This window comes from Ornithinimicrobium sufpigmenti (assembly GCF_004322775.1).
GTDB lineage: Bacteria > Actinomycetota > Actinomycetes > Actinomycetales > Dermatophilaceae > Ornithinicoccus > Ornithinicoccus sufpigmenti.
This window is the reverse complement of record NZ_CP036403.1, coordinates 3,491,611-3,512,979: the sequence shown is the minus strand read 5'-3', so window position 1 is coordinate 3,512,979 and position 21,369 is coordinate 3,491,611. Positions and strand designations below refer to the sequence as shown.

Annotated in this window: 19 protein-coding genes, 3 tRNA genes and 1 pseudogene; 9 read left to right on the top strand and 14 right to left on the bottom strand. The window is 72.1% G+C overall.

Going from position 1 to position 21,369, the window contains the following annotated elements:
* The first annotated feature begins 180 nt into the window (after nucleotides 1–180).
* The 4 genes from ESZ52_RS16115 (at nucleotide 181) to ilvD (ending at nucleotide 5,380) form a co-directional block, all read left to right on the top strand.
* Nucleotides 181–2,025 carry an acetolactate synthase large subunit gene (locus ESZ52_RS16115; protein WP_131105816.1) on the top strand — a complete coding sequence of 615 codons (1,845 nt, stop codon included), beginning with the start codon at nucleotides 181–183 and terminating at the stop codon, nucleotides 2,023–2,025.
* Complete coding sequence (ilvN, locus tag ESZ52_RS16110) at nucleotides 2,022–2,489, top strand: acetolactate synthase small subunit (protein WP_238154683.1); 468 nt, start codon at nucleotides 2,022–2,024, stop codon at nucleotides 2,487–2,489. The genes ESZ52_RS16115 and ilvN overlap by 4 nt, the downstream gene beginning before the upstream one ends.
* Nucleotides 2,490–2,595: 106 nt before the next feature.
* On the top strand, nucleotides 2,596–3,627 hold the full coding sequence (ilvC, locus tag ESZ52_RS16105) for a ketol-acid reductoisomerase (RefSeq protein WP_131105815.1): 1,032 nt from the start codon (nucleotides 2,596–2,598) through the stop codon (nucleotides 3,625–3,627).
* Nucleotides 3,620–5,380: a dihydroxy-acid dehydratase gene (gene ilvD / locus ESZ52_RS16100; RefSeq protein ID WP_131105814.1), complete on the top strand. Its 1,761-nt coding sequence runs from the start codon at nucleotides 3,620–3,622 to the stop codon at nucleotides 5,378–5,380. The genes ilvC and ilvD overlap by 8 nt, the downstream gene beginning before the upstream one ends.
* Nucleotides 5,381–5,491: 111 nt before the next feature.
* Here the strand turns inward: ilvD and ESZ52_RS16095 are convergent.
* A pseudogene (locus ESZ52_RS16095) lies at nucleotides 5,492–5,809 on the bottom strand (hypothetical protein); the annotation flags it as partial.
* 182 nt (nucleotides 5,810–5,991) lie between these two features.
* Between ESZ52_RS16095 and ESZ52_RS16085 the strand changes: the two are divergent.
* A complete protein-coding gene (locus ESZ52_RS16085; RefSeq protein ID WP_131105813.1) occupies nucleotides 5,992–7,899 on the top strand; it encodes a chorismate-binding protein in 1,908 nt (635 codons plus the stop codon).
* Nucleotides 7,900–7,948: 49 nt separating this feature from the next.
* Here the strand turns inward: ESZ52_RS16085 and ESZ52_RS16080 are convergent, their stop codons facing one another.
* From ESZ52_RS16080 to ESZ52_RS16055, 6 genes are all read right to left on the bottom strand, one after another.
* A complete protein-coding gene (locus tag ESZ52_RS16080) occupies nucleotides 7,949–8,590 on the bottom strand; it encodes a protein-L-isoaspartate O-methyltransferase family protein (protein WP_131105812.1) in 642 nt (213 codons plus the stop codon).
* Between the two features lie 17 nt (nucleotides 8,591–8,607).
* Nucleotides 8,608–9,096 carry a DUF4442 domain-containing protein gene (locus ESZ52_RS16075; protein ID WP_131105811.1) on the bottom strand — a complete coding sequence of 163 codons (489 nt, stop codon included), beginning with the start codon at nucleotides 9,094–9,096 and terminating at the stop codon, nucleotides 8,608–8,610.
* A gap of 184 nt (nucleotides 9,097–9,280) precedes the next feature.
* Nucleotides 9,281–9,354, bottom strand: a tRNA-Phe gene (locus ESZ52_RS16070).
* A 58-nt stretch (nucleotides 9,355–9,412) separates the two neighbouring features.
* A tRNA-Asp gene (locus ESZ52_RS16065) sits at nucleotides 9,413–9,486 on the bottom strand.
* Nucleotides 9,487–9,507: 21 nt separating this feature from the next.
* Nucleotides 9,508–9,580, bottom strand: a tRNA-Glu gene (locus tag ESZ52_RS16060).
* 104 nt (nucleotides 9,581–9,684) lie between these two features.
* The gene (locus tag ESZ52_RS16055; RefSeq protein ID WP_131105810.1) at nucleotides 9,685–10,740 is read right to left on the bottom strand and encodes a PHP domain-containing protein; all 1,056 of its coding nucleotides are present in this window, start codon (nucleotides 10,738–10,740) and stop codon (nucleotides 9,685–9,687) included.
* Nucleotides 10,741–10,752: 12 nt separating this feature from the next.
* Between ESZ52_RS16055 and ESZ52_RS16050 the strand changes: the two genes are divergently transcribed.
* Nucleotides 10,753–11,259 (top strand): GNAT family N-acetyltransferase, encoded by a 507-nt coding sequence (locus ESZ52_RS16050; RefSeq protein WP_131105809.1) that lies wholly within the window; start codon nucleotides 10,753–10,755, stop codon nucleotides 11,257–11,259.
* On the opposite strand, the gene ESZ52_RS16045 is transcribed toward ESZ52_RS16050, so the two are convergent.
* On the bottom strand, nucleotides 11,228–12,619 hold the full coding sequence (locus ESZ52_RS16045) for an NAD(P)/FAD-dependent oxidoreductase (protein ID WP_131105808.1): 1,392 nt from the start codon (nucleotides 12,617–12,619) through the stop codon (nucleotides 11,228–11,230). The genes ESZ52_RS16050 and ESZ52_RS16045 overlap by 32 nt on opposite strands.
* A gap of 54 nt (nucleotides 12,620–12,673) precedes the next feature.
* On the opposite strand from ESZ52_RS16045, the gene ESZ52_RS16040 reads away from it, so the two are divergent.
* Together ESZ52_RS16040 and pabB are read left to right on the top strand one after the other, a co-directional pair.
* On the top strand, nucleotides 12,674–13,663 hold the full coding sequence (locus ESZ52_RS16040; RefSeq protein ID WP_131105807.1) for a pirin family protein: 990 nt from the start codon (nucleotides 12,674–12,676) through the stop codon (nucleotides 13,661–13,663).
* Between the two features lie 3 nt (nucleotides 13,664–13,666).
* A complete protein-coding gene (gene pabB / locus ESZ52_RS16035; RefSeq protein WP_131105806.1) occupies nucleotides 13,667–15,895 on the top strand; it encodes an aminodeoxychorismate synthase component I in 2,229 nt (742 codons plus the stop codon).
* Here the strand turns inward: pabB and ESZ52_RS16030 are convergent.
* Together ESZ52_RS16030 and ESZ52_RS16025 are read right to left on the bottom strand one after the other, a co-directional pair.
* Nucleotides 15,864–16,169: a hypothetical protein gene (locus ESZ52_RS16030; RefSeq protein WP_131105805.1), complete on the bottom strand. Its 306-nt coding sequence runs from the start codon at nucleotides 16,167–16,169 to the stop codon at nucleotides 15,864–15,866. The two genes, pabB and ESZ52_RS16030, sit on opposite strands and share 32 nt — an antisense overlap.
* A 203-nt stretch (nucleotides 16,170–16,372) precedes the next feature.
* Nucleotides 16,373–16,918: a YceI family protein gene (locus tag ESZ52_RS16025; RefSeq protein ID WP_131106700.1), complete on the bottom strand. Its 546-nt coding sequence runs from the start codon at nucleotides 16,916–16,918 to the stop codon at nucleotides 16,373–16,375.
* 138 nt (nucleotides 16,919–17,056) lie between these two features.
* On the opposite strand from ESZ52_RS16025, the gene ESZ52_RS16020 reads away from it, so the two are divergent.
* On the top strand, nucleotides 17,057–17,518 hold the full coding sequence (locus tag ESZ52_RS16020; protein WP_238154684.1) for a MarR family winged helix-turn-helix transcriptional regulator: 462 nt from the start codon (nucleotides 17,057–17,059) through the stop codon (nucleotides 17,516–17,518).
* A 22-nt stretch (nucleotides 17,519–17,540) separates the two neighbouring features.
* Here the strand turns inward: ESZ52_RS16020 and ESZ52_RS16015 are convergent, their stop codons facing one another.
* Genes ESZ52_RS16015 through ESZ52_RS19360 form a run of 4 tightly spaced genes read right to left on the bottom strand, consistent with a single transcriptional unit; the run spans nucleotide 17,541 to nucleotide 21,336 of the window.
* On the bottom strand, nucleotides 17,541–18,761 hold the full coding sequence (locus ESZ52_RS16015) for a sensor histidine kinase (protein WP_131105804.1): 1,221 nt from the start codon (nucleotides 18,759–18,761) through the stop codon (nucleotides 17,541–17,543).
* Nucleotides 18,754–19,464, bottom strand: coding sequence for a response regulator transcription factor (locus ESZ52_RS16010; protein WP_131105803.1), 711 nt, complete (start codon nucleotides 19,462–19,464; stop codon nucleotides 18,754–18,756). Before ESZ52_RS16010 ends, ESZ52_RS16015 begins: the two co-directional genes overlap by 8 nt.
* Nucleotide 19,465: 1 nt before the next feature.
* Nucleotides 19,466–19,855, bottom strand: coding sequence for a hypothetical protein (locus tag ESZ52_RS16005; protein WP_131105802.1), 390 nt, complete (start codon nucleotides 19,853–19,855; stop codon nucleotides 19,466–19,468).
* Nucleotides 19,855–21,336 carry an Ig-like domain-containing protein gene (locus ESZ52_RS19360; protein WP_181010076.1) on the bottom strand — a complete coding sequence of 494 codons (1,482 nt, stop codon included), beginning with the start codon at nucleotides 21,334–21,336 and terminating at the stop codon, nucleotides 19,855–19,857. Before ESZ52_RS19360 ends, ESZ52_RS16005 begins: the two co-directional genes overlap by 1 nt.
* Nucleotides 21,337–21,369 lie beyond the last annotated feature (33 nt).

The following is a 21,369-nucleotide window of genomic DNA, read 5'->3' as shown; positions in this document are numbered from 1 at the left end:
GCACTTCTGGCCCAGAGTGAGGCACATGCACCTTTCTGCCCTCGTACTTATTCGCCCGGGACGCGCTACGGCCTGACTCCACAGCCGCTGCGCGTCCTCCCCTCGTCTGCCCTCCGGGCCGAGGGGTTTTTTGTTGCCCGACCACCCCCAGCACCCCCTCTCCAGGCAGGAGACCACCCGATGACCACCACCACCCAGCAGCCGGCGCCGGCTCGTCCCGGCAGTCCGACGCCGGGCGGCGCGCCCGCCGCCGGTGCGGCGTCCGAGCACCCGCCCGCGACCACCTCACCCTCGAGGACCGGGGCCCAGGCCCTCGTCGAGACCCTCCAGCGGGTCGGGGTGGAGCACATCTTCGGGCTCCCGGGCGGCGCCGTCCTGCCCCTCTACGACGCGCTCTACCAGGCCGAGGGCATCCGGCACATCCTGGTCCGGCACGAGCAGGGCGCCGGCCACGCCGCCCAGGGGTATGCCGCCGCCACCGGCCGCGTGGGGGTGGCGATGGCCACCTCCGGGCCGGGGGCCACCAACCTGGTCACCCCGCTGGCGGACGCCAACATGGACTCGGTGCCGATGGTGGCCATCACCGGCAACGTGGCCAGCACGGCGATGGGCTCGGACGCCTTCCAGGAGGCGGACATCCGCTCGATCTCGATGCCGGTCACCAAGCACTCCTTCCTGGTCACCCGCCCCGACGAGATCGCCGCCACCGTGGCCTCGGCCTTCCACCTGGCCGCCAGCGGCCGCCCCGGTCCCGTCCTGGTCGATGTCTCCAAGGACGCGCTGACCGCCCTGGCCGACGACTCCCTGCGCGAGCTGCCGCTGCCGGGCCTGCGGGTCCCGGTGCAGGCCGCGCCCGAGGCCGTCCGGGACGCGGTCGAGCTCATGCTGACCGCCCGCCGCCCGGTCCTCTACGTCGGCGGCGGCTGCCTGCGGGCCAACGCCGCCGCGCAGGTGCGCCAGCTGGCCGAGCTCACCGGGATGCCGGTCGTCACCACGCTGATGGCGCGCGGCGTCTTCCCGGACAGCCACCCCCAGCACATGGGGATGCCGGGCATGCACGGCTCGGTCTCGGGGGTGACCACCCTGCAGAAGTCGGACCTGATCATCAGCCTGGGCGCACGCTTCGACGACCGGGTCACCGGTGCCAAGCACACCTTCGCCCCGCACGCGCAGATCATCCACGCCGACATCGACGCGGCCGAGATCGGCAAGAACTTCCCCACGGCCGTCGGCCTGCTCGGCGACGCCCGCGAGACGATCGCCGCGCTGGTCACCGAGTGGACGCTGCGCACCGCCGCCGGCGCGGCCCCCGACTACGAGGCGTGGGTCCAGCGGTGCATGGACTGGAAGGCCCGTTACCCCCTGGGCTACGACGCACCCACCGACGGCGCGATGGCGCCGCAGTACGTCATCGAGCGGATCGGCGCGCTCACCGGCGGCAGCGACACCATCTTCGCCGCCGGCGTCGGCCAGCACCAGATGTGGGCCAGCCAGTTCATCGGCTACGACGAGCCCCGGCGCTGGCTCAACTCCGGCGGGCTAGGCACGATGGGGTATGCCGTGCCCGCCGCCATGGGCGCGAAGATCGGCCGCCCCGACGCGACCGTCTGGGCGATCGACGGCGACGGCTGCTTCCAGATGACCAACCAGGAGCTGGCCACCTGCGCCGTCGAGGGCATCCCGATCAAGGTCGCCATCATCAACAACGCCGCGCTGGGGATGGTCCGCCAGTGGCAGTCGCTGTTCTACTCCGAGCGCTACTCGGCCAGCCAGCTGCCCTCGATGCAGGTGCCGGACTTCACCATGCTGGCCCAGGCCTACGGCTGCGTCGGCCTGCGCTGCGACCGGCCGGAGGACGTCGACCGCACGATCGAGGCGGCGATGGCCGTGGACGACCAGCCGGTCGTCGTGGACTTCCGGGTCAGCAAGGACGCCATGGTGTGGCCGATGGTCGCCGCCGGCACCAGCAACGACGACATCCAGCACGCGCGCGATCTCCGGCCCGACTTCGGGGAGGACGAATGACGCTCCTGCACGACTACCGCACCGACGCGGGCGAGCTCCCCACGCCCGCGACGGCATACCGGCCCCCATCCTCAGCCGCCACCGCACCTTCCAGCCACTGCAGCACCGCACCGAAAGGCAGCACCATGAACACCACCGCCACCCGCACGAGGCACGCCCTGTCCGTCCTGGTCGAGAACAACCCCGGCGTCCTGGCCCGGGTCTCGGTCCTGTTCGCCCGCCGCAACTTCAACATCGACCACCTGGTCGTCGGGCCGACGGAGGACAACAAGGTCTCCCGGATGACCGTCGTCGTCAACGTCAGCACCGAGCAGCTGCACCGGGTCACCAGCCAGCTGGACAAGCTGGTGGAGGTCATCCACATCGAGGAGCTGGACGAGGCGGACGCCATCCGCGCCCGCCTGTGGGAGATCAACGACCACGGCCCCCGCCCCGTCGGCGCCATGGCCGCCGCCGCCTTCTAGACCCCACAGAACACGCCCAACGGCCCGACCGAACACGCCCAACGGCCCGACCGAACACGCCACCCTGGCCCCAACCCCCATTTCACTCAAGGAGAACTGAACCTTCATGGCCACCATGTACTACGAGGACGACGCCGACCTGACCCTGATCCAGAGCAAGAAGGTGGCCGTCCTCGGCTACGGCAGCCAGGGCCACGCCCACGCCCTGTCGCTGCGCGACTCCGGCGTCGATGTGCGCGTCGGGCTCGCCGAGGGCAGCGGCAGCCGGGCCAAGGCCGAGGCCGAGGGCCTGCGCGTCGTCACCCCCGCCCAGGCGTGCGAGGAGGCCGAGGTGATCATGGTCCTGGTCCCGGACCACGTCCAGCGTCACCTCTACGCCGAGGCCGTCGAGCCGCACCTGACCGCGGGCAAGGCCCTTTTCTTCAGCCACGGCTTCAACATCCGGTTCGGCTACATCAAGCCCCCGGAGAACGTCGACGTCTGCATGGTCGCGCCCAAGGGCCCCGGGCACCTGGTGCGCCGGGAGTATGTGGACGGCCGGGGCGTGCCCGTCCTCATCGCCGTCGAGCAGGACGCCACCGGCCAGGCCAAGGAGCTGGCACTGTCCTACGCCGCCGCCATCGGCGGGCTCCGTGCGGGCGGCATCGAGACCACCTTCACCGAGGAGACCGAGACCGACCTCTTCGGCGAGCAGGCGGTGCTCTGCGGCGGCGTGTCCGAGCTGGTCATGAAGGGCTTCGAGGTGATGACCGAGGCGGGCTACCAGCCCGAGATCGCCTACTTCGAGGTCCTGCACGAGCTCAAGCTGATCGTGGACCTGATGTACGAGGGCGGCATCGCCAAGCAGCGCTGGTCGATCTCGGACACCGCGGAGTACGGCGACTACGTCTCCGGTCCGCGCGTCATCGACGACCGGGTCAAGGAGAACATGCAGGCGGTCCTCGAGGACGTCCGCAACGGCTCCTTCGCCCAGCGCTTCATCGACGACCAGGACGCCGGTGCCCCGGAGTTCAAGAAGCTCCGCGAGCAGGGTGCCCAGCACTCGATCGAGGCGGTCGGCAAGGACCTGCGCGGGATGATGGCCTGGGTCAAGTCCCACGACTCCGACTACGTCGAGGGGTCCGCGGCCCGTGGCTGACCCGCACGACAGCGCCGGCACGACCACCGGAGGGGCGGCGGCACCGCATACCCCTGACACCCCCGACCTCAAGCCGCGCTCCCGCGACGTCACCGACGGACTGGAGAAGACGGCCGCCCGCGGCATGCTGCGGGCGGTCGGGATGGGCGACGAGGACTGGGTCAAGCCGCAGATCGGCGTGGCCAGCTCCTGGAACGAGATCACCCCGTGCAACCTGTCCCTGGACCGGCTGGCCAAGGCGGTCAAGGAGGGGGTGCACGAGGGCGGCGGCTACCCGCTGGAGTTCGGCACCATCTCGGTCTCCGACGGGATCTCGATGGGCCACGAGGGCATGCACTACTCCCTGGTCAGCCGCGAGGTCATCGCCGACTCGGTCGAGACGGTGATGTCGGCCGAGCGGCTGGACGGGTCGGTGCTGCTCGCCGGGTGCGACAAGTCGCTGCCGGGCATGCTCATGGCGGCCGCGCGCCTCGACCTCGCCGCGGTGTTCGTGTATGCCGGCTCGATCCTGCCCGGGCGGGCGCGCCTGTCCGACGGGTCGGAGCGGGAGGTGACGATCATCGACGCCTTCGAGGCGGTCGGGGCCTGCGCGCGCGGGCTGATGCCGCGCGAGGACGTGGACGCGATCGAGCGGGCGATCTGCCCGGGCGAGGGTGCGTGCGGCGGCTTCTACACGGCCAACACGATGGCCGCAGCCGCGGAGGCGCTGGGGATGTCGTTGCCCGGCTCGGCCGCGCCGCCCGCCCCCGACCGGCGCCGGGACAGCTTCGCCCGCCGTTCCGGCGAGGCGGTGGTCGGGATGCTGCGCGCCGGGCTGACCGCCCGGCAGATCCTCACCAAGGAGGCCTTCGAGAACGCGATCGCGGTGACGATGGCCTTCGGCGGCTCGACCAACGCGGTGCTGCACCTGCTGGCGATCGCGCGGGAGGCCGACGTCGACCTCAGCCTCGACGACTTCCGTCGGATCGGGGCACGAGTGCCACACCTCGCCGACGTCAAGCCGTTCGGCAGGCACGTCATGGTCGACATCGACCGGGTCGGCGGCATCCCGGTGGTGATGAAGGCGCTGCTCGACGCGGGCCATCTGCACGGCGACGTGATGACGGTCACCGGACGGACCCTGGCGCAGAACCTCGAGGACCTCGACGTGCCGCCCCTGGACGGCACGGTGCTGCGGCAGCTCGACAACCCGATCCACGCCACCGGCGGGCTGACCATCCTGGACGGCACGCTGGCGCCCGGGGGAGCGGTGGTGAAGTCGGCCGGCTTCGACTCCGACGTCTTCCGCGGCACCGCCCGGGTCTTCGACGGCGAGCGGGCGGCGATGGACGCGCTCGAGGACGGCACGATCTCGGCCGGCGACGTCGTCGTCATCCGCTACGAGGGGCCCAAGGGTGGCCCCGGCATGCGCGAGATGCTCGCGATCACCGGCGCCATCAAGGGCGCGGGGCTGGGCCAGGACGTGCTGCTCATCACCGACGGCCGGTTCTCCGGCGGCACGACCGGGCTGTGCGTGGGCCACATCGCCCCGGAGGCGACCGACGGCGGGCCGATCGCGCTGGTCCAGGACGGCGACGCGATCGTCCTCGACGTGGCCGGGGGCCGCCTCGACCTGGAGGTGGAGGAAGCCGAGCTGGAGCGGCGACGCGCCACCTGGAGCCCGCCGGAGCCGCCGGAGCGGGCCCGTCGCGGCGTCCTGGCCAAGTATGTGGCGCTCGTCGGCTCCGCCTCCGAGGGTGCGGTCACGCACTGAGGCTCGGCGGCGCTCCTGCCGCGGCACCGACGACGGGGCCGTCCGGTCGCCAGGATCCCTCTGGGTGTCCTGGGACCGGGCGGCCCCGATCACTGCCCGACCACTGCCCGATCACTGCCCGATCACTGCCCGATCACTCGCCCGATCACTCGCTCGGGGGGTCAGCGCAGGTCGAAAGCGGTCCAGCTCCATCACCTTGGTCCACGCCGCGACGAAGTCCCGGACGAACTTCTCCTGCGCGTCGTCACCGCCGTAGACCTCGGCCAGGCCACGCAGCTGCGCGTTGGACCCGAAGACCAGGTCCACCGCCGTGGCCGTCCACTCGACCTCGCCGGTGGCACCGTCGCGGATCTCGTAGACACCCTCCTGCTGCTCCGACGCCCTCCAGTGCTTGCCGGGGGCGAGCAGGTTGACGAAGAAGTCGTTGGTCGTGCGGATGGTCGTGCACGGCGCCCAGCACGGCCAGCCGCGGGCGGGTCACCCGGAGCGAGGCGCCGCGGAGCGCCGAGGTGAGGTCCGGGAGCGCCATGGGCCCTCATATTTCGCACGGACTGGAACGAGTCAAGACGAACGTGCTGGGCACGTCGACCGCAGATGGGAGACTGGGCCCCATGCCGCGCCGTGCCCTGGACCAGCTGCTCACCGACCCCTCTGGCCAGTCCTGGGCCATCCTGTGGCGCGAGGGGGAGGATGACGCCGAGGTCCTCGTGGGCGAGGTGGAGGATCTGGCGCGGCTGCACGACATACCTCGTCCGACCGGTGAGGCGCCGGTGCTGGCGATGGTGCCCTACCGTCAGATCGCCGAGCGGGGCTTCGACGTGCACGACGACGGTGCGCCTCTGCGGGTGCTGCGCCCCACGCTGACCGGGCGGGTGCGCGTCGAGGACCTGGTCGCGGCGCTGCCGACGGAGACGGTCGAGGTCACGGGGGAGAGGTTCAGCGTCTCCGACGAGGACTATGCGGCGACCGTCGCGCGGGTGGTCGAGGGCGAGATCGGCGAGGGCGAGGGAGCCAACTTCGTCATCCGCCGGGACGTGGTGGCGCACACCGAGACCGACCCTGCCATCGCGGTGCTCACCTGGTTGCGGACCCTGCTGCTCGACGAGCGCGGGGCCTACTGGACCTTCGCGGTGCACACCCCCGGCCACAGCCTCGTCGGAGCCACCCCCGAGCGGCACGTGAGCGTCCGTGACGGGCGGGTGTCCATGAACCCGATCTCCGGCACCTTCCGCCACCCCGAGCACGACCCCGAGGGCGACCCTGACGGAGCCCGCCTGAGCGCCTCGTTCTCGGCCTTCGTGGCCGACACCAAGGAGACCGAGGAGCTCTTCATGGTGGTCGACGAGGAGATGAAGATGATGGCGGAGGTCTGCTCTGAGGGCGGGCGGATCACCGGTCCCTACCTCAAGCAGATGGCCCACCTGACGCACACCGAGTACCTGCTGGACGGCCGCAGCGACCGTGACGTGCGAGATGTGTTGCGGCACACCATGTTCGCGCCGACCGTCACCGGTTCACCGATGGAGAACGCGTGCACGGTGATCCGCCGCCACGAGCCCACCGGGCGCGGCTACTACTCCGGGGTGCTGGCCCTGCTCGACCTGGACGAGGACGGCGGGGAACGGCTGGACGCGCCGATCCTCATCCGGACCGCTCACGTCGACGGAGCCGGCACGGTGACCGTCAGCGCCGGCGCCACCCTGGTGCGCCACAGCGACCCGGTCGCCGAGTGCGCCGAGACCTCGGCCAAGGCGCGCGGGGTCCTGGCGGCTCTGGGGCTGCGGCCACGCCGCAACCTGGGGCATGCCGTGGACCTGGCCGGCCTACCCGGCGTCGCCGAGGCCCTCGCGGCCCGCAACGAGACGCTGGCCCCCTTCTGGCTGGCCCCTCAGGACTCCCGTCCTGACCCGCTCCTGCTCGGTCGCCGGGTGCTCGTCGTCGACGCGGAGGATGCGTGGACCCAGATGCTCGCCCACATGCTGCGGCACCTGGGGATGGCGGCGCAGGTGAGGCGCTGGGAGCAGGTCAGCGCGGAGGACGTCACCCAGGAGGGCTGGGACCTGGTGCTCTTCGGGCCGGGCCCCGGTGACCCCACCGACCTGACGGACCCGCGCGTCGCTCGACTGCGCGAGCTGCTGCAGGCCCGGCTGGCGACAGGTCAGCCGCTGCTGGCGGTCTGCCTGTCCCATCAGGTCCTGAGCACGCTAGTGGGGCTGGAGGTCGCCAAGCTGCCCAGCCCGCACCAGGGTGTGCAGCTGCCCGTCGACCTGTGGGGAGACGTGCGGCTGATCGGCTTCTACAACACCTTCGTCGCGCTCCCGCCCGGGGACGGGAGCGCGCCCGTCGTCGCCGGGCACGAGCTGGAGATGGCGGTGCGCGACCAGTCCGTCGTCGCTCTGCGCGGGCCGGGCCTGGCGACCATCCAGGGGCACGCGGAGTCCGTGCTCTCGCGCGACGGGATGATCACCCTGCACGACCTGCTGCGGCACGCGCTCGCGCCGGTCCTGCCCCATCCCTGACACGGACGGACGCACGGGGCTGGCGTGCTCCGTCCGGGCGCGCCCTGTCCTAACCTTCGGGCGTGCGCAGCGGGACGAAACGGTAGGCGCCGTGGCTGGTGAGGCTTCGCCCTGACCCCTCCCGCTGCACCAGGATCATCTGCCCGTCGACCGGGCACACCATGCGGCCGTCATCGGTCAGCTGGTCGACGAGCTCCTCCGGCAGCGTCCGGGCCATGGCGGACACGAGGATCCGGTCCCACGGGCCGGCCTCTGCGCGGCCCAGCTCGGCAGGATCGGCCAGCTCGACGCTCGCCTGCCCCACGCCCGACCGCCCCTGCGCCCAGGCGCGCAGGTTGTCCGCCCCCCAGGCCGCGAGCTCCGGCACCACCTCCAGCCCCAGCACGTAGCCCCGCGGGCCGACCAGCGTGGCCAGCAGGGCCGTCGTCCATCCCGAGCCGGCGCCGACGTCGAGCACCCGGTGGCCCGGCTGCACGTCGAGCAGACGGAGCATGTCGGCCACCGTGCGTGGCTGGGAGTTGGTCTGCCCGTGCCCGATGGACAGGGGCCCGTCCATGCCGGCCTGGGCCCGGTCCGGCTCGCGCAGGAACCCCGTCCGGGGGACGGCAGCGAAGGCTTCCCGCAGCCGGCCGTCAGCCTCCCCGCCGGTCCCCTCACGACCGGCGCGGCCGGGTCCGCGGCGCCACCACATACCCCCAGGGTGCCCGCTCAGCGCTTGCGGCGCACGTAGATCTGCTTGCGCGACCGGGCGACCACGGTGCCGTCGTCGGCCACGATGTCGTTCTCGAACCAGCGCAGCACCTTCTGCCCGTCCGCGGCCGCCTCGCGCAGCTCGTCCAGGACGTCCTCGGTCAGGTCGAAGGTCGCGGTCACCGACGAGCGGCCCGGCGCGACGAACTCGATCTCGGCGGCCTTGTCCCACACCACGTAGCCGGGCCCCAGGTTGCGCAGGATCATCAGCATCCAGAACGGGTCGGTCATCGCGAACATCGACCCGCCGAAGAGCGTGCCCACATAGTTCGTCGTCGCCGGCAGCCTGCGCAGCCGCACCCGCACGTGCCGGAAGTCGGCGCTCATCCGCTGGACGCGGATGCCGGAGAAGAGGAACGGCGGCCAGACGTTCATCCCGTGCTGCAGGGTGCGGTGGTGGGTGGCCAGCGACTTGATCGCGCCGACCCGCTGCTCGCTGCGGCTCATGCGGCCCGCGGCGGTGGCGTACCAGGGCCGGCCGGAGAGGGGCTGGTCAGCGTGGTCATCAGGGTCATGCTGCCACGCGGGTGCCGCGGTTGCGCAGGGTGCTCATCAGCGCTGGTGGGCCGCGGCGTACCCCGGACACGCGAAAGCCGCGGGGGTATGAGGGCGGCCCCGCGGCTTATCGCTGTGGCCAGGGGCGGGGTCGAACCGCCGACCTTCCGATTTTCAGTCGGACGCTCGTACCAACTGAGCTACCTGGCCGGGAGAACGCTGCGGCGTGGCTCCGGTCTGTCGACCGGTGCCACGCCCGCATCCTCTGCGACCCCGACGGGACTCGAACCCGCGACCTCCGCCGTGACAGGGCGGCGCGCTAACCAACTGCGCTACGGGGCCTTGTACAGGACAAGACCTGTGCACCCCCAACGGGATTCGAACCCGTGCTACCGCCGTGAAAGGGCGGGGTCCTAGGCCACTAGACGATGGGGGCCTATCCGTTGAGGACAGTGAGTGAGCATACGTGATGGATCGGCGGGACCCAAATCCGCCGTCGGCGAGCCTTGCACGACGCGGTTCCGGGCTGCTCGCGACAGGTCACGGGCGGGCCCAGGCCTTGAGCTTCTCGACCGGCCAGGTGTTGACCACGCGCTCCGGGGGGACGCCGTGCCGGACGGCGCGCTCGCAGCCGAGGTCGAGGAAGTCGAGCTGCCCGGGGGCGTGGGCGTCGGTGCTGATCGCGAACAGGCAGCCGATCTCGATGGCCAGGTCCAGCAGCTCGCCGGGCGGGTCCTGCCGCTCGGGGCGGGAGTTGATCTCCACCGCGGTCCCCGTCTCCGCACACGCCTCGAAGACCGCGCGGGCGTCGAACTCGCTCGGTGGCCGCATCCGCCCGCCGGTGCGCTCGCCCTTGTCGCCGCGCCGCGGCATGACCCGGCGACCGGTGCAGTGGCCGAGCACCGAGGTGAGCGGGTCACGCGCGGCGGCGATCATCCGGTGGGTCATCGCGGCCGGCTCCATCCTCAGCTTGGAGTGCACCGAGGACACCCGGATGTCCAGTGCCGCAAGCAGGTCCGGCTCCTGGTCCAGGGTGCCGTCGTCGAGGATGTCGACCTCGATCGCCGCGAGCAGGGTGAAGCCAGGGGCGACCTGGGCGTTCACCGCCTCGACCACCTTGAGCTGGCGCCGCAGCCGGTCGGCGGACAGGCCGTTCGCGACCCGCAGCCCCCGCGAGTGGTCGGTCAGCGCCAGGTACTCGTGACCCAGTTCCATGGCCGTCGCGACCATCTCCTCGATGGGGGAGCCGCCGTCGGACCAGTCCGAGTGGGTGTGCAGGTCTCCCCGCAGCAGGGCACGCATCGACTCCCCGCCCTCGACGAGGGGCCCGGTCGCCTCGGCCTCCAGGTCCCGCAGCTTGTCGGGGACCTGCCCCGCGACCGCCTGCTCGATGACGGCGGAGGTCGAGCTGCCGATCCCCGGCAGCTCGCGCAGGGTGCCGTCCTGCACCCGCCGCCGCACCTCGTCCTCGCCCAGCGGCAGGATCGTCCGCGCCGCCTTGCGGTAGGCCTCCACGCGCCGGGACTCCGCCCGGCTGCGCTCCAGCAGGAAGGCGATGCGGCGCAGCGCGTCGACGGGCTCGAGGACCTGGCTCATAGGCTCGAGGGTATGCCGATCCCACCCGCCTCAGCCCGCGCCGGCGACACCTTAGGGCCGCAGGTCCGGGCTGCCCGCCTGGTCGATCTCGACCCGCTCACCCTCTACGGCCTGCTCCGGCTGCGGGTCGACGTCTTCGTCGTGGAGCAGGACTGCGCCTACCCCGAGCTGGACGGCGTGGACACCGAAGCCACGACCGAGCACCTGTGGATCGAGGCCGACGGGGTCCCGGTGGCCACCGTGCGCACCCTGGTGGACGCCCAGGGCGTCCACCACCTGGGCCGGGTCGCCACCCGTCGTGACCACCGCGGGCACGGCTACGCCAGCACCCTGGTCCAGGCCGGCCTGGACCGGATCGGCGGCCACGCGGTGCACATCGGGGCACAGGCCTACCTGGAGCGGTGGTACGAGCGGTTCGGCTTCCGCCGGGCCGGGAAGGACTACCTGGAGGACGGCATACCCCACCTGCCCATGGTGCGCCCGGAGCTCACTCCTCGTCGCGGCGCTCAGACCTCCTGAGGTCCCGGAAGTCCTCGCCGAGGTACTCCAGCGCCAGGCGGGCCAGCACCTGCTGCTCGGTCACCGTGCGCTCGGCACGGTCGCGGCCGAGGAAGCTCACCGCCCAGTGCATCAGCGTGGTCAGCTGGCTCTTGAAGCCGATGATGTAGAACAGGTGCACCGCGAGCCAGGCCACCCAGGCGGGATAGCCGGTGAGCTCCAGGTTGCCGCGCTTCATCACCGCGCGGAAGCGGGAGATGGTGGCCATCGAGCCCTTGTCGCGGTAGACGAACGGCTGCCCGGTCGACTCGCCCCGCAGGCGGCGCAGGATCTGGTCCGCAGCGTGCCGGGCACCCTGGATCGCGCCCTGCGCCACTCCCGGGACGCCGTCCATGGCGGCCAGGTCTCCGACGACGAACACCTCGGGATGGCCGGGGACGGTGAGGTCCGGCTGCACCACGACGCGGCCGGCCCGGTCCAGCTCGGCCTCGGACTGCTCGGCCAGCTGCCGGCCCAGCGGGTTGCCCTGCACGCCCGCGGCCCACACCTTGGTCCGGGCCTCGATCTGCGTGCGCTGCCCGTCCTTGCCCTCCACGGTGACGCAGGACTCGTCGACGTCGACCACCATCCGACCCAGCATGACCTCGACGCCAAGACGGGTCAGGTCGCGCTCGGTCTTCTCGGCCAGGCCGCTGCCGAAGCTGCCGAGGACCGCGTCCGCGGCGTCCACGAGCACGATCCGGGCCTGCCCCGGGTCGATGTGCCGGAACTCCTTGCGCAGGGTCCGCTTCGACAGCTCGACGAGCTGGCCCGCCATCTCCACCCCGGTAGGCCCGGCACCGACGACGACGAAGGTCATCAGGCGGCGCACCTCCTCCTGCCGCCCTGCCGCCGCAGCGAGCTCGGCCAGCTCGAAGGCGCCGTAGATCCGGCCGCGCAGCTCCAGGGCGTCGTCGATGGTCTTCATGCCGGGGGCGTACTCGGCGAAGAGGTCGTTGCCGAAGTACGACTGGTTGGCCCCGGCGGCCACGATCAGGCTGTCGTAGTCGTAGACCATCTCGCGGCCCGCGGTGGTGGCGGTGAGCGTGCGCTCCGCGAGGTTGATCTGCTGCACGTCACCCAGCAGCACCCGGGCGTTGTCCTGGGAGGCGAGGACGTCTCGCGTCGGCGGGGCGATGACACCCTCGGAGAGGATGCCGGTCGCCACCTGGTAGAGCAGCGGCTGGAAGAGGTGGTGGCCGGTCCGGGCGACCAGGGTCACCGACACGGCAGGGTCCTTCAGCGACTTGGCGGCGAACAGGCCGCCGAAGCCGGAGCCGATGATGAGGACCCGGTGCGGGAGGGGGGAGGTCGGGGTGGCGGGTGCGGGGCTGGCACTCATATCAGGAGTCAACACCATCGGCGGCGCTGGTGTTTCCCGTGTGAGACTGGCCGCATGACCAACCTTGACCCGCACCCGGTCGCGGTCGAGTGCGGCGACGAGGCACAAGGGCACGGCACGACCGTGATCGAGCCGCGGGAGGTCCCGCTCGGCGGTCCCCGGGCGATGACCGTGCGCCGCAGCCTGCCCGCGCGCGGCCGCACCACCATCGGGGCCTGGTGCTTCCTGGACCACTACGGCCCGGACGAGATCGCCGAGACCGGCGGGATGGTGGTGCCGCCGCACCCGCACACCTCGCTGCAGACCGTCTCCTGGCTCTTCACCGGCACGGTCGAGCACCGTGACTCGACGGGGGTCCGCGCGCACGTCGTCCCCGGCGAGCTCAACCTGATGACCGCCGGGCACGGCATCTGCCACTCCGAGGTCTCCGTGCGCGAGGAGGGCGCGCCCGGGATCCTGCACGGCGTCCAGCTGTGGACAGTCCTGCCGGCCGAGCACGCCGACGTGCCGGCGCACTTCCAGCACTTCGAGCCCGAGCCCCACGCGGCGGACGGCGTGCGCGCCAGCGTCTTCCTGGGCACGGTGGCCGTCGGTGGCACCGAGCTCAGCTCGCCGGTGCCGACCTACTCACCCCTGCTCGGTGCCGAGCTGGTGCTGGAGCCCGGGGCCACGGCATACCTGGGGGTCGATCCGGCCTTCGAGCACGGCGTGCTGCTGGACCAGGGCCAGGTGCACGCGTCGGGCACGCCCCTGCAGCCGCACCAGCTCTCCCACCACCCGCCCGGTCCGGGCACCCTGGAGCTGCTGGCCGGGCCGGAGGGCGCCCGGGTCATCCTCATCGGCGGCACGCCCTTCGAGGAGCAGATCGTCATGTGGTGGAACTTCATCGGTCGCTCCCACGAGGAGGTCGTGCAGGCGCGCGAGCGGTGGAACGCCGAGCGGGGGCAGGACCCCGACGGTCGGTTCGGGGCGTTCGACTACCCCGGCGGCGAGTGGCTGCCGGCGCCGACGCTGCCGCGCGTCCGGCTGCGGCCCCGCGGGTGAGCCTTGCCCGGTGAGGTCCTGCTGGTCGACAACGTCGACAGCTTCACGTACAACATCGCCGACCTGCTGCACCGCGTGCTGGGCCGAGCCCCGGTGGTCTGGCGGCACGACCGCGAGGTGGACGAGGCCGAGCTGCGCTCGTTCGCAGCCATCGTCGTCGGGCCGGGGCCGGGGCGCCCCCAGGTCACGGCCGACATGGGGCTGTCGGAGCTGGCGCTGCGCCAGCAGGACGTGCCGGTGCTCGGGGTCTGCCTGGGGCACCAGGGGCTGGCACACCTGGCGGGGGAGCGGGTCCTGCAGATGGAGGTGCCGCGGCACGGGATCGTCAGCCCGGTCGAGCACGACGGCAGCGGGATCTTCGCCGGTGTCCCCTCGCCGCTGGACGTCGTGCGCTACCACTCCCTGGACGTCTCCGAGCCGCTGGTCTCGCGGCTGCGGGTGACCGCGCGGGCCACCGACGACGGTTCGGTGATGGGCCTGGAGGACCCGGACCGTCCGGTCTGGGGCGTGCAGTTCCATCCCGAGTCGGTGCTCTCCGAGCACGGCGAGACGATCGTGGCCAACTTCCTGAGGCTGGCGGGGGTCCTGGCTCAGCGCGGTGCTGCGGCGGGGGTCGGCGGGGCGGTCGACACCGGCCCGGTCGCGGTGGGGGACGCCCTGGCCCCGGCGGTGCCGAGGGCGGCGGGGGCAGAAGGGCAGGAGCGGGTGGCCGCCACGATCGGGGTAGGCCGCTGGACCGGACCGGTGGACGTGTGGACCCTGCAGGAGGAGCTGCTCCGGGACGCCCCGACGTCGGCCTGGCTGGACGCCTCCGACGGGTCCGGGTGGTCGGTGCTCGTCGACTCCCGCGGCCCGTTCTCCTTCGAGCTCGAGCACCGGGTCGGGGAGGGTCCGCCGCTCCTGGACCGGATGGACGAGCTGCTCGGACGGTGGCAGCTGGACGGGACGGAGCGCGAGCGGGTGGCCGGGCTGGGGCTGCCGTTCGCCTGGCGGCCGGGTCTCGTCGGCTGGTGGGGGTACGAGCTCAAGGCCGAGACGGGCGGATCGGCGGCGCACCGCTCGCCGTGGCCAGATGCGTGGCTCATCTTCGCCGACCGCGGCGTGGTCGTGGACCACTCCACCGGCGCGGTGTATGCCGTGTGGCTCGAGACGCCCGACGTCGCCGCCACCCAGCGGCAGTGGGCTGAGGGCGTGGGGGAGGCGGTGGCGGCGGCCGTGCACGACGAGGCCGAGGCCCGGCACCTGCGCGACGAGCCAGACAGGCGTCCGTTCGAGACTCCCCCTCCGGAGGTGGCCGAGGGCCGCCCTTGGCGGGTGGTCCGGCGAGAGGAGGAGACGGCATACCTGGGCCTGGTGCGGGAGGCGCAGGAGCAGATCGGGCGCGGGGAGTCCTACGAGGTGTGCGTGACCACGGCCTACACCGTGCGGGGCAGCGGGGTGGGGGAGGCGCAGCTCTACCGAGCCCTGCGCGAGGTGTCCCCGGTGCCGCACGGGGCGTGGCTGCGCGCGCCGGGGGTCAGCGTGCTCAGCGGCTCGCCGGAGCGGTTCGTCTCGGTCCGGGACGGCGTGGTCGAGGCCCGGCCGATCAAGGGCACCCGCCCGCGCGGCGCGACCCCCGAGGAGGATGCACGCCTGGCCGAAGACCTGCGCACCGCGCAGAAGGACCGGGCCGAGAACCTGATGATCGTCGACCTGCTCCGCAACGACCTGCACCGGGTCTGCCGCTCGGGCAGCGTGGAGGTCCCGGAGATCTTCGCGGTGGAGACCTACGCGACGGTGCACCAGCTGGTGTCCACCGTGCGGGGACGGCTGGCCGACGGCATGGGGCCGACCGACGTGCTGCGCGCGTGCTTCCCGGGCGGCTCGATGACCGGGGCACCGAAGGTGCGGACGATGGAGATCCTCGACGAGCTCGAGGGGACGGCGCGCGGGATCTACTCCGGAGCCATCGGCTGGGTCGGCCTCGACGGGACGATGGACACCTCGATCGTCATCCGCACCGCCACCTGGGCCGACGGGCAGGTCACCTTCGGGGTGGGCGGTGCGGTGACGGCGCTCTCGGACCCGGCCGAGGAGTATGCGGAGACGGTCACCAAGGCGCAGTCGGTGCTGCGGGCTCTGGACCTGGCGCTGGCCGACCAGGCGCTCGCCGCCCCGACACGCACCCGGCCGCCGCACCGCCCAGTCGCTGCGGCGGGAGTCAGTCCGGCTGATCCCGGCCGACCACGATGACCCGAACCGGCTCGCGCCCGGTCGCGCCGCGCAGGGTGAGCAGCGGGCCGTCCTCGCCGAGCTCGTAGGTGGCCAGGGTCAAAGATCGCCGGCTGGCCAGGGTGCGCAGGATCCGGCTCAGCTCCCCGGGCCGGGCGGCCGTGACGAGCATGACCGTGCCGTCGCCCCACCGCATCCGCCCCACCCCGGTCACCGGCCCGGGCTCGAGCCCCCGCACGGGAATGCGGCGGGAGAGCAGCGTCGCCAGTGGCTGGCCCCACGACACGCCCGACATGCCTCCAGTGTGGCCGCGGAGGGGGAGCGACCGCGACACGACGGCGCCGCCGGTGCCCCGACGTCCTCCTGGTGTCACGGCAGCCGGGTCGCGGGAGCGGCAGGGCATGCGGACGCCCCCGCCGCGGGGTCGGCGGGGGCGTCAGGGTCGCAGGCGACCGGTCGGGGCCATCACGGCCGCCGGGGTCAGTGCTGATCCGAGGGTCAGGCGCTCTTGATCGCCGAGATCTCGAACTCCAGGGTGACCTTCTCGGACACCAGCACGCCCCCGGTCTCCAGGGCGGCGTTCCAGACCAGGCCGAAGTCCTTGCGGTTGACCACGACCGAGCCCTCGAAGCCGACGCGCTGGTTGCCGAACGGGTCGGTGGCGCCGCCGGCGTACTCGAAGTCCACGGTGACCGGACGTGTCACGTCCTTGATGGTGAGGTCGCCGGTGACGCGCAGGGTCTCGGCGTCGGCCGCGGTGACCTCGGTGGACCGGAAGGTCAGGGTGGGGTAGGTCTCCACGTCGAAGAAGTCACCGGAGCGCAGGTGGGCGTCGCGGTCCTCCGACCGGGTGTCGACCGAGGCGGCCTGGATGACCAGCTCGACGGAGGCGCCCTCCAGGTTCGGGCCGGTGGTGGCCGTGCCCTCGACCTCGTTGAACGAGCCCCGGACCTTGGTCACCATCGCATGGCGGGTGGAGAAGCCGAGGCGGCTGTGGCTGGGGTCGATGGTGTAGGTGCCGTTGAGCTCGTGCAGCGTGGTCATGCGGGTCTCCTCGTTCAGTGTGGTCATGCGGTCTCCTCGTGGTGCGTGTGGGGGCGTGCCCTCATCCGTGCGTTGTTGATATGTCACCTACAGTAGAGGCTTATGCGTGACGTGTCAAGCAGATGGTATGGTTGACGCATGTCCGAATCGAGCACCCCATGGTTGACCGAGCGGGAGATGCAGGTCTGGCGCCGCTGGTTGCGAGCGCAGACCGAGGTCCCCGCCGCGCTGGGCCGTGCCCTGAAGGAGGACAGCGAGCTGTCCATGCAGGACTACGAGACGCTGGTCCACCTGGTCGAGGCGGAGGGCGGGCGCCTGCGGATCTCCGTGCTGGCCGACACCATGCACTGGGAGCGCTCCCGCCTGTCCCACCACCTGCGCCGGATGGTGGGTCGGGGCCTCATCGCCAAGGAGGAGTGCGACTCTGACGGTCGGGGGGCGTTCGTGAACATCACCGTGCAGGGGAGGGCCGACCTGGCCGCTGCAGCACCGGGTCACCTGGCAGCGGTGCGACGAGTGTTCTTCGACGGAGCGACGGAGCAGGAGCTCGACGCGCTCCATACCTTCCTGGGGCGAGTGGTCGAGCGCACCGGCGACTGAAGCCGACCGGGCCCCAACGAGGTCAGGGGCGGGCCGGCTCCGAGCCGGAGGCGCGGGGGAGGAGCAGGGTGCTGTGCCCGTCGACGATGGACACCCGCCCGTCCACCTCGAGGGCCATCCGGGACGCCGCGGTGCGGGCCTCCTCGCCCGCAGGGGTCACCTCTCCCTCGAGGCTCAGCCGGACCCGGCCGAAGGCGTCGGTGCACCCCAGCTCGACGCGGACCAGCGTCGTCCCGCGGTCGCGCGCGTCCCGGAAGAGATGGTCGAGGATCTGGCCGACCGTGGCCTGCGACGCGCGCACCGGCATCGCGCCCTCTGGTTCCTCGACCAGGACGGATGGCAGGCCGGGGCGGTCCCCGTCGGGGGGTGCCTCCCACCTCTGCATCGCCCCCAGCACGACCGGGACGAGGTCGACCGTGTCGACGTCCGTCAGTCGCTGGGACTGGACGTGGTCCAGATAGGCGCGCACCGCCGCGTTGAGCCGGTCGAGCTGGGGGAGGTAGCTGTGCAGCTCGGCGGCGACGTCGGGCGGGGTCTGGGGCCAGGAGGCCAGGTCCTCGATCTCCACCCGCAGCGCGCTGATCGGCGTGCGCAGCTCGTGGGAGGCGTTGGCGGCGATGTCGCGCTCGCGCCGCATCAGCTCGGCCCACCGGGCTGACGCCCGGCGCAGGGCGTCGGCGATCGCCTCCGCCTCGGCCACCCGGTGGTGCCGGATGGGCTCGTCGAAGTGTCCCTGCCCGATGCGCTCAGCGACGCCGGCCAGCTCGCGGAAGGGGCGCGAGAGCCGTTCCGCCAGGCCCAGCATGAGCAGCGGCACCAGGATCACCAGCGCCAGGCCGATGAGGACGAGAGGCATCAGGGCGTCACCGACCCGCTGGTCGACGAGGTCCGCGGACCGGCGCACGGTGAGCTCGCCCCCACCGGTGAGAGGCCGGGTGGCGACGATGTCCTCGGGGGAGTCTGTCTCGGTCGGAAGGCCCACCCGGACGATGCTGCCGTCGGGCGCGGTGACGCTCAGGCTCTCCTGCTCCCGCAGGAAGAGCGCGAGGAAGTCGGAGGTGACCTCCTCGCCGACACGCACCCTCTCGGAAAGGGCGATGGCGGCGATGTCGGCGGCGTGGTGGGTCTCCTGCCGCTCACCGTCCTCGACGAGGTCGGCCAGCAGGTAGGCCCGCGGGACGCCGTAGAGAGCGACGATCCCGACGACCAGTGAGACGAGGACGGCGACCAGCCGGTTACGCATCCTCCACGTCCTCGAGGCGGAACCCCACCCCGCGGACCGTGGTGATCTGGACGGGGGCGTCGGCCTCCTCCAGCTTCTGCCGTAGGCGCCCCACGGTGGTGTCAAGGGTCTTGGTGGAGCCGAACCAGTTCTCGTCCCACACCTCGTGGATGAGGGTGTCCCGGGTCAGCACGGTCCCGCGTCGGGAGTCCAGCAGGGCCAGGACGTCGAACTCCTTCGGGGTGGCCGGCAGCTCCTGCTCCCCGACCCAGACGCGACGGGCGTCCTGGTCCACGACGAAGCTGCTGTCGCGCCTGGCCGCGGGTGCCGCGCCGGGCGTCACCGCCTTGTCGTGATACTCAGCACGACGCAGCAGTGCCCGGGTGCGCGCCTGGAGCTCGGCGAGACCGAACGGCTTGGCCAGGTAGTCGTCCGCGCCCTGGTCCAGACCGACCACGCGGTCCAGCTCCCCGTCCCGGGCGGTGAGGATGATGATGCCACCGGCGAAGCCACCGTCACGGACGGCGCGGCACACGTCGATGCCGTCGATGTCCGGCAGACCGAGGTCCAGCATGAGCAGCGCCACGTCGTCGTGCTTGGTCACCCGCTCTATCGCGGGGAGGCCCTCGGCGAAGCGCACGACGGTGTAACCGTCTCGCTCCAGGGTGCGGACCAGCGGGGCGGCGATCTTGTCATCGTCCTCGACGACCACGATGGTGGGCATGTCAGCGAGCATACGGGCCTGATTCGTGGATGCGGCTCGAGCCGGACGTGACGTGGACCGCCAGCAGCATCGGGACCAGAAGGCCGCAGGCCACCAGAGCCAGGCCCCGCAGGGTGACCCCGGTCGCGAGGTCTCCCGGCACACCCACGGTCATCGCGAGCACCGCGGCGAGGGCGCCGGTCACGCAGAGCAGGACTGCAGCCAGTCGCGCCGGGAAGGGGTCCCGGACGGCCATCACGATGGCCGCCAGGCCGGCTGCGACGCCGGCGGACCCGCTCATCAAGGAGTAAGGGGTCAACGTGCTGTCCAGGGCATAGGCGATCAGGAGGCCGCCCAGGACGGCGGTGACGATGACCGCTGCCCAGAGAGGGCGGGCCAGGATCCGGCGCATCAGAAGCTTCCTTCGGTCTGGGTGACGGGATCGGCCACACAGGCGCGGCCGGTCAGGCTGGTGACGACGGCCGACGGGGTCCAGGTCAGGACCGCGGCGGGGGCCGGTTGCATGACCTCGTCCTCGTCGTTCACTGCTGCCAGGGTCACGGTGACCGTGGTCTGGATGGCCCCGTCGACGGTGACCGTCTGCGCCGTCATCGTGGCGGGCAGGAGGATCTGCTGCTCCACGTCGATGACGTCAGCGCCGAGGTGCACCTGGCCGACCTCGACGGGCAGGTCGCCGGAGCGGACGTCGAAGGTGTCGTCCTGGGCACTGGCACCGAGCAGGGCGCCGTCCCGCAGCCGCACCGACACCGGGGTCGCCTCACCGGACCACCCGGGCAGGACGGTGCCGAGGTCGACCGCGCCGGAGTAGGTGAACGCGAAGGCGTCACCCTCGTCCAGGCTTCCGGCTGTGCCGCCGTTGATGGCGGTCAGGCCGACGCCGCGCAGCTCGGGCTCCTCGATGTCCTCTTCGTCGCCGGGGATGGTCTCGTCCTCATCGTCGCCCGGGACGGTCTGGTCGTTGTCGTCACCGGGGAGCATCGGCGGCTCCTCCGGGGCAGGCTCGACGACAGCCTCATCGTTCGGCTCGTCCTCGACCGGCGGGTCCACAGGTCGGCGCTCGACGGGCGAGACCCTCCGGACGTCCGGCCCGACCTGGCCCTTGTCCACCGAGTCGGCGGCGGGGTCGGTTGCCTCCGGACCGATGTTGGCCGCGCGGGGGCGGAGGACGCCGGCGTTGTCGACGGTGACGTCGTAGATGATGTGCTCATCGGTCGGGACAATCCAGATCGCCCTGGCGCGCAGGTCGTACTGGCCGTCCTTCAGCTGTGTGGTGTCCCAGGGGCAGCTGAGTTCTCGGGTGACGCCAGCGCACAGGGGCTGCCAACGACCGCCGGACTCGCGGTAGTCGATGCGGAGGGTGTGCAGGACCCAGCCGGACATCCTCGCGGTCAACGTGGGGCTGCCGGAGACGGGCTGGCCCGGGTGGTCGAGCACGAGCCTGCCGTTCGCGACGCTCGTGGCCACGGTCTCTGAGGTGCCAATGAGACCGGCGCGGTCGGTGGCCCGGGCCCGGACCTCGTAGTTCCCACTGCTCAGGCTGGTGGTGTTCCAGACGCACTCGTACGGCGCGGAGGTGTCCGTGCAGAGGGCCGCCCACGTGCCCCCGGTCTGCCGGGTCTCGATCGTCACGCTCGCCACACCCGTGCCGAACTCGTCGGAGGCCTGGGCCCTCAGGGCCTGGGTGCCGGAGGCCTGCGCGGGCAGGTCCACGATAGACACCTTCGGAGCCACCCAGTCGGCGGCGGCGCTGACGGTCGCTGTGTTGGAGCTGCTCGAGGTGAACGTCGCGGTGGAGAAGCCGGGCATGGTGAACGCGAGCAGCATCGCCAGCGCACCGAAGACGATGACCTTGAGGGAACGCCGGTCGGTCACGTCATACTCCTTGGTCGGTGCTGCTGGCGATGC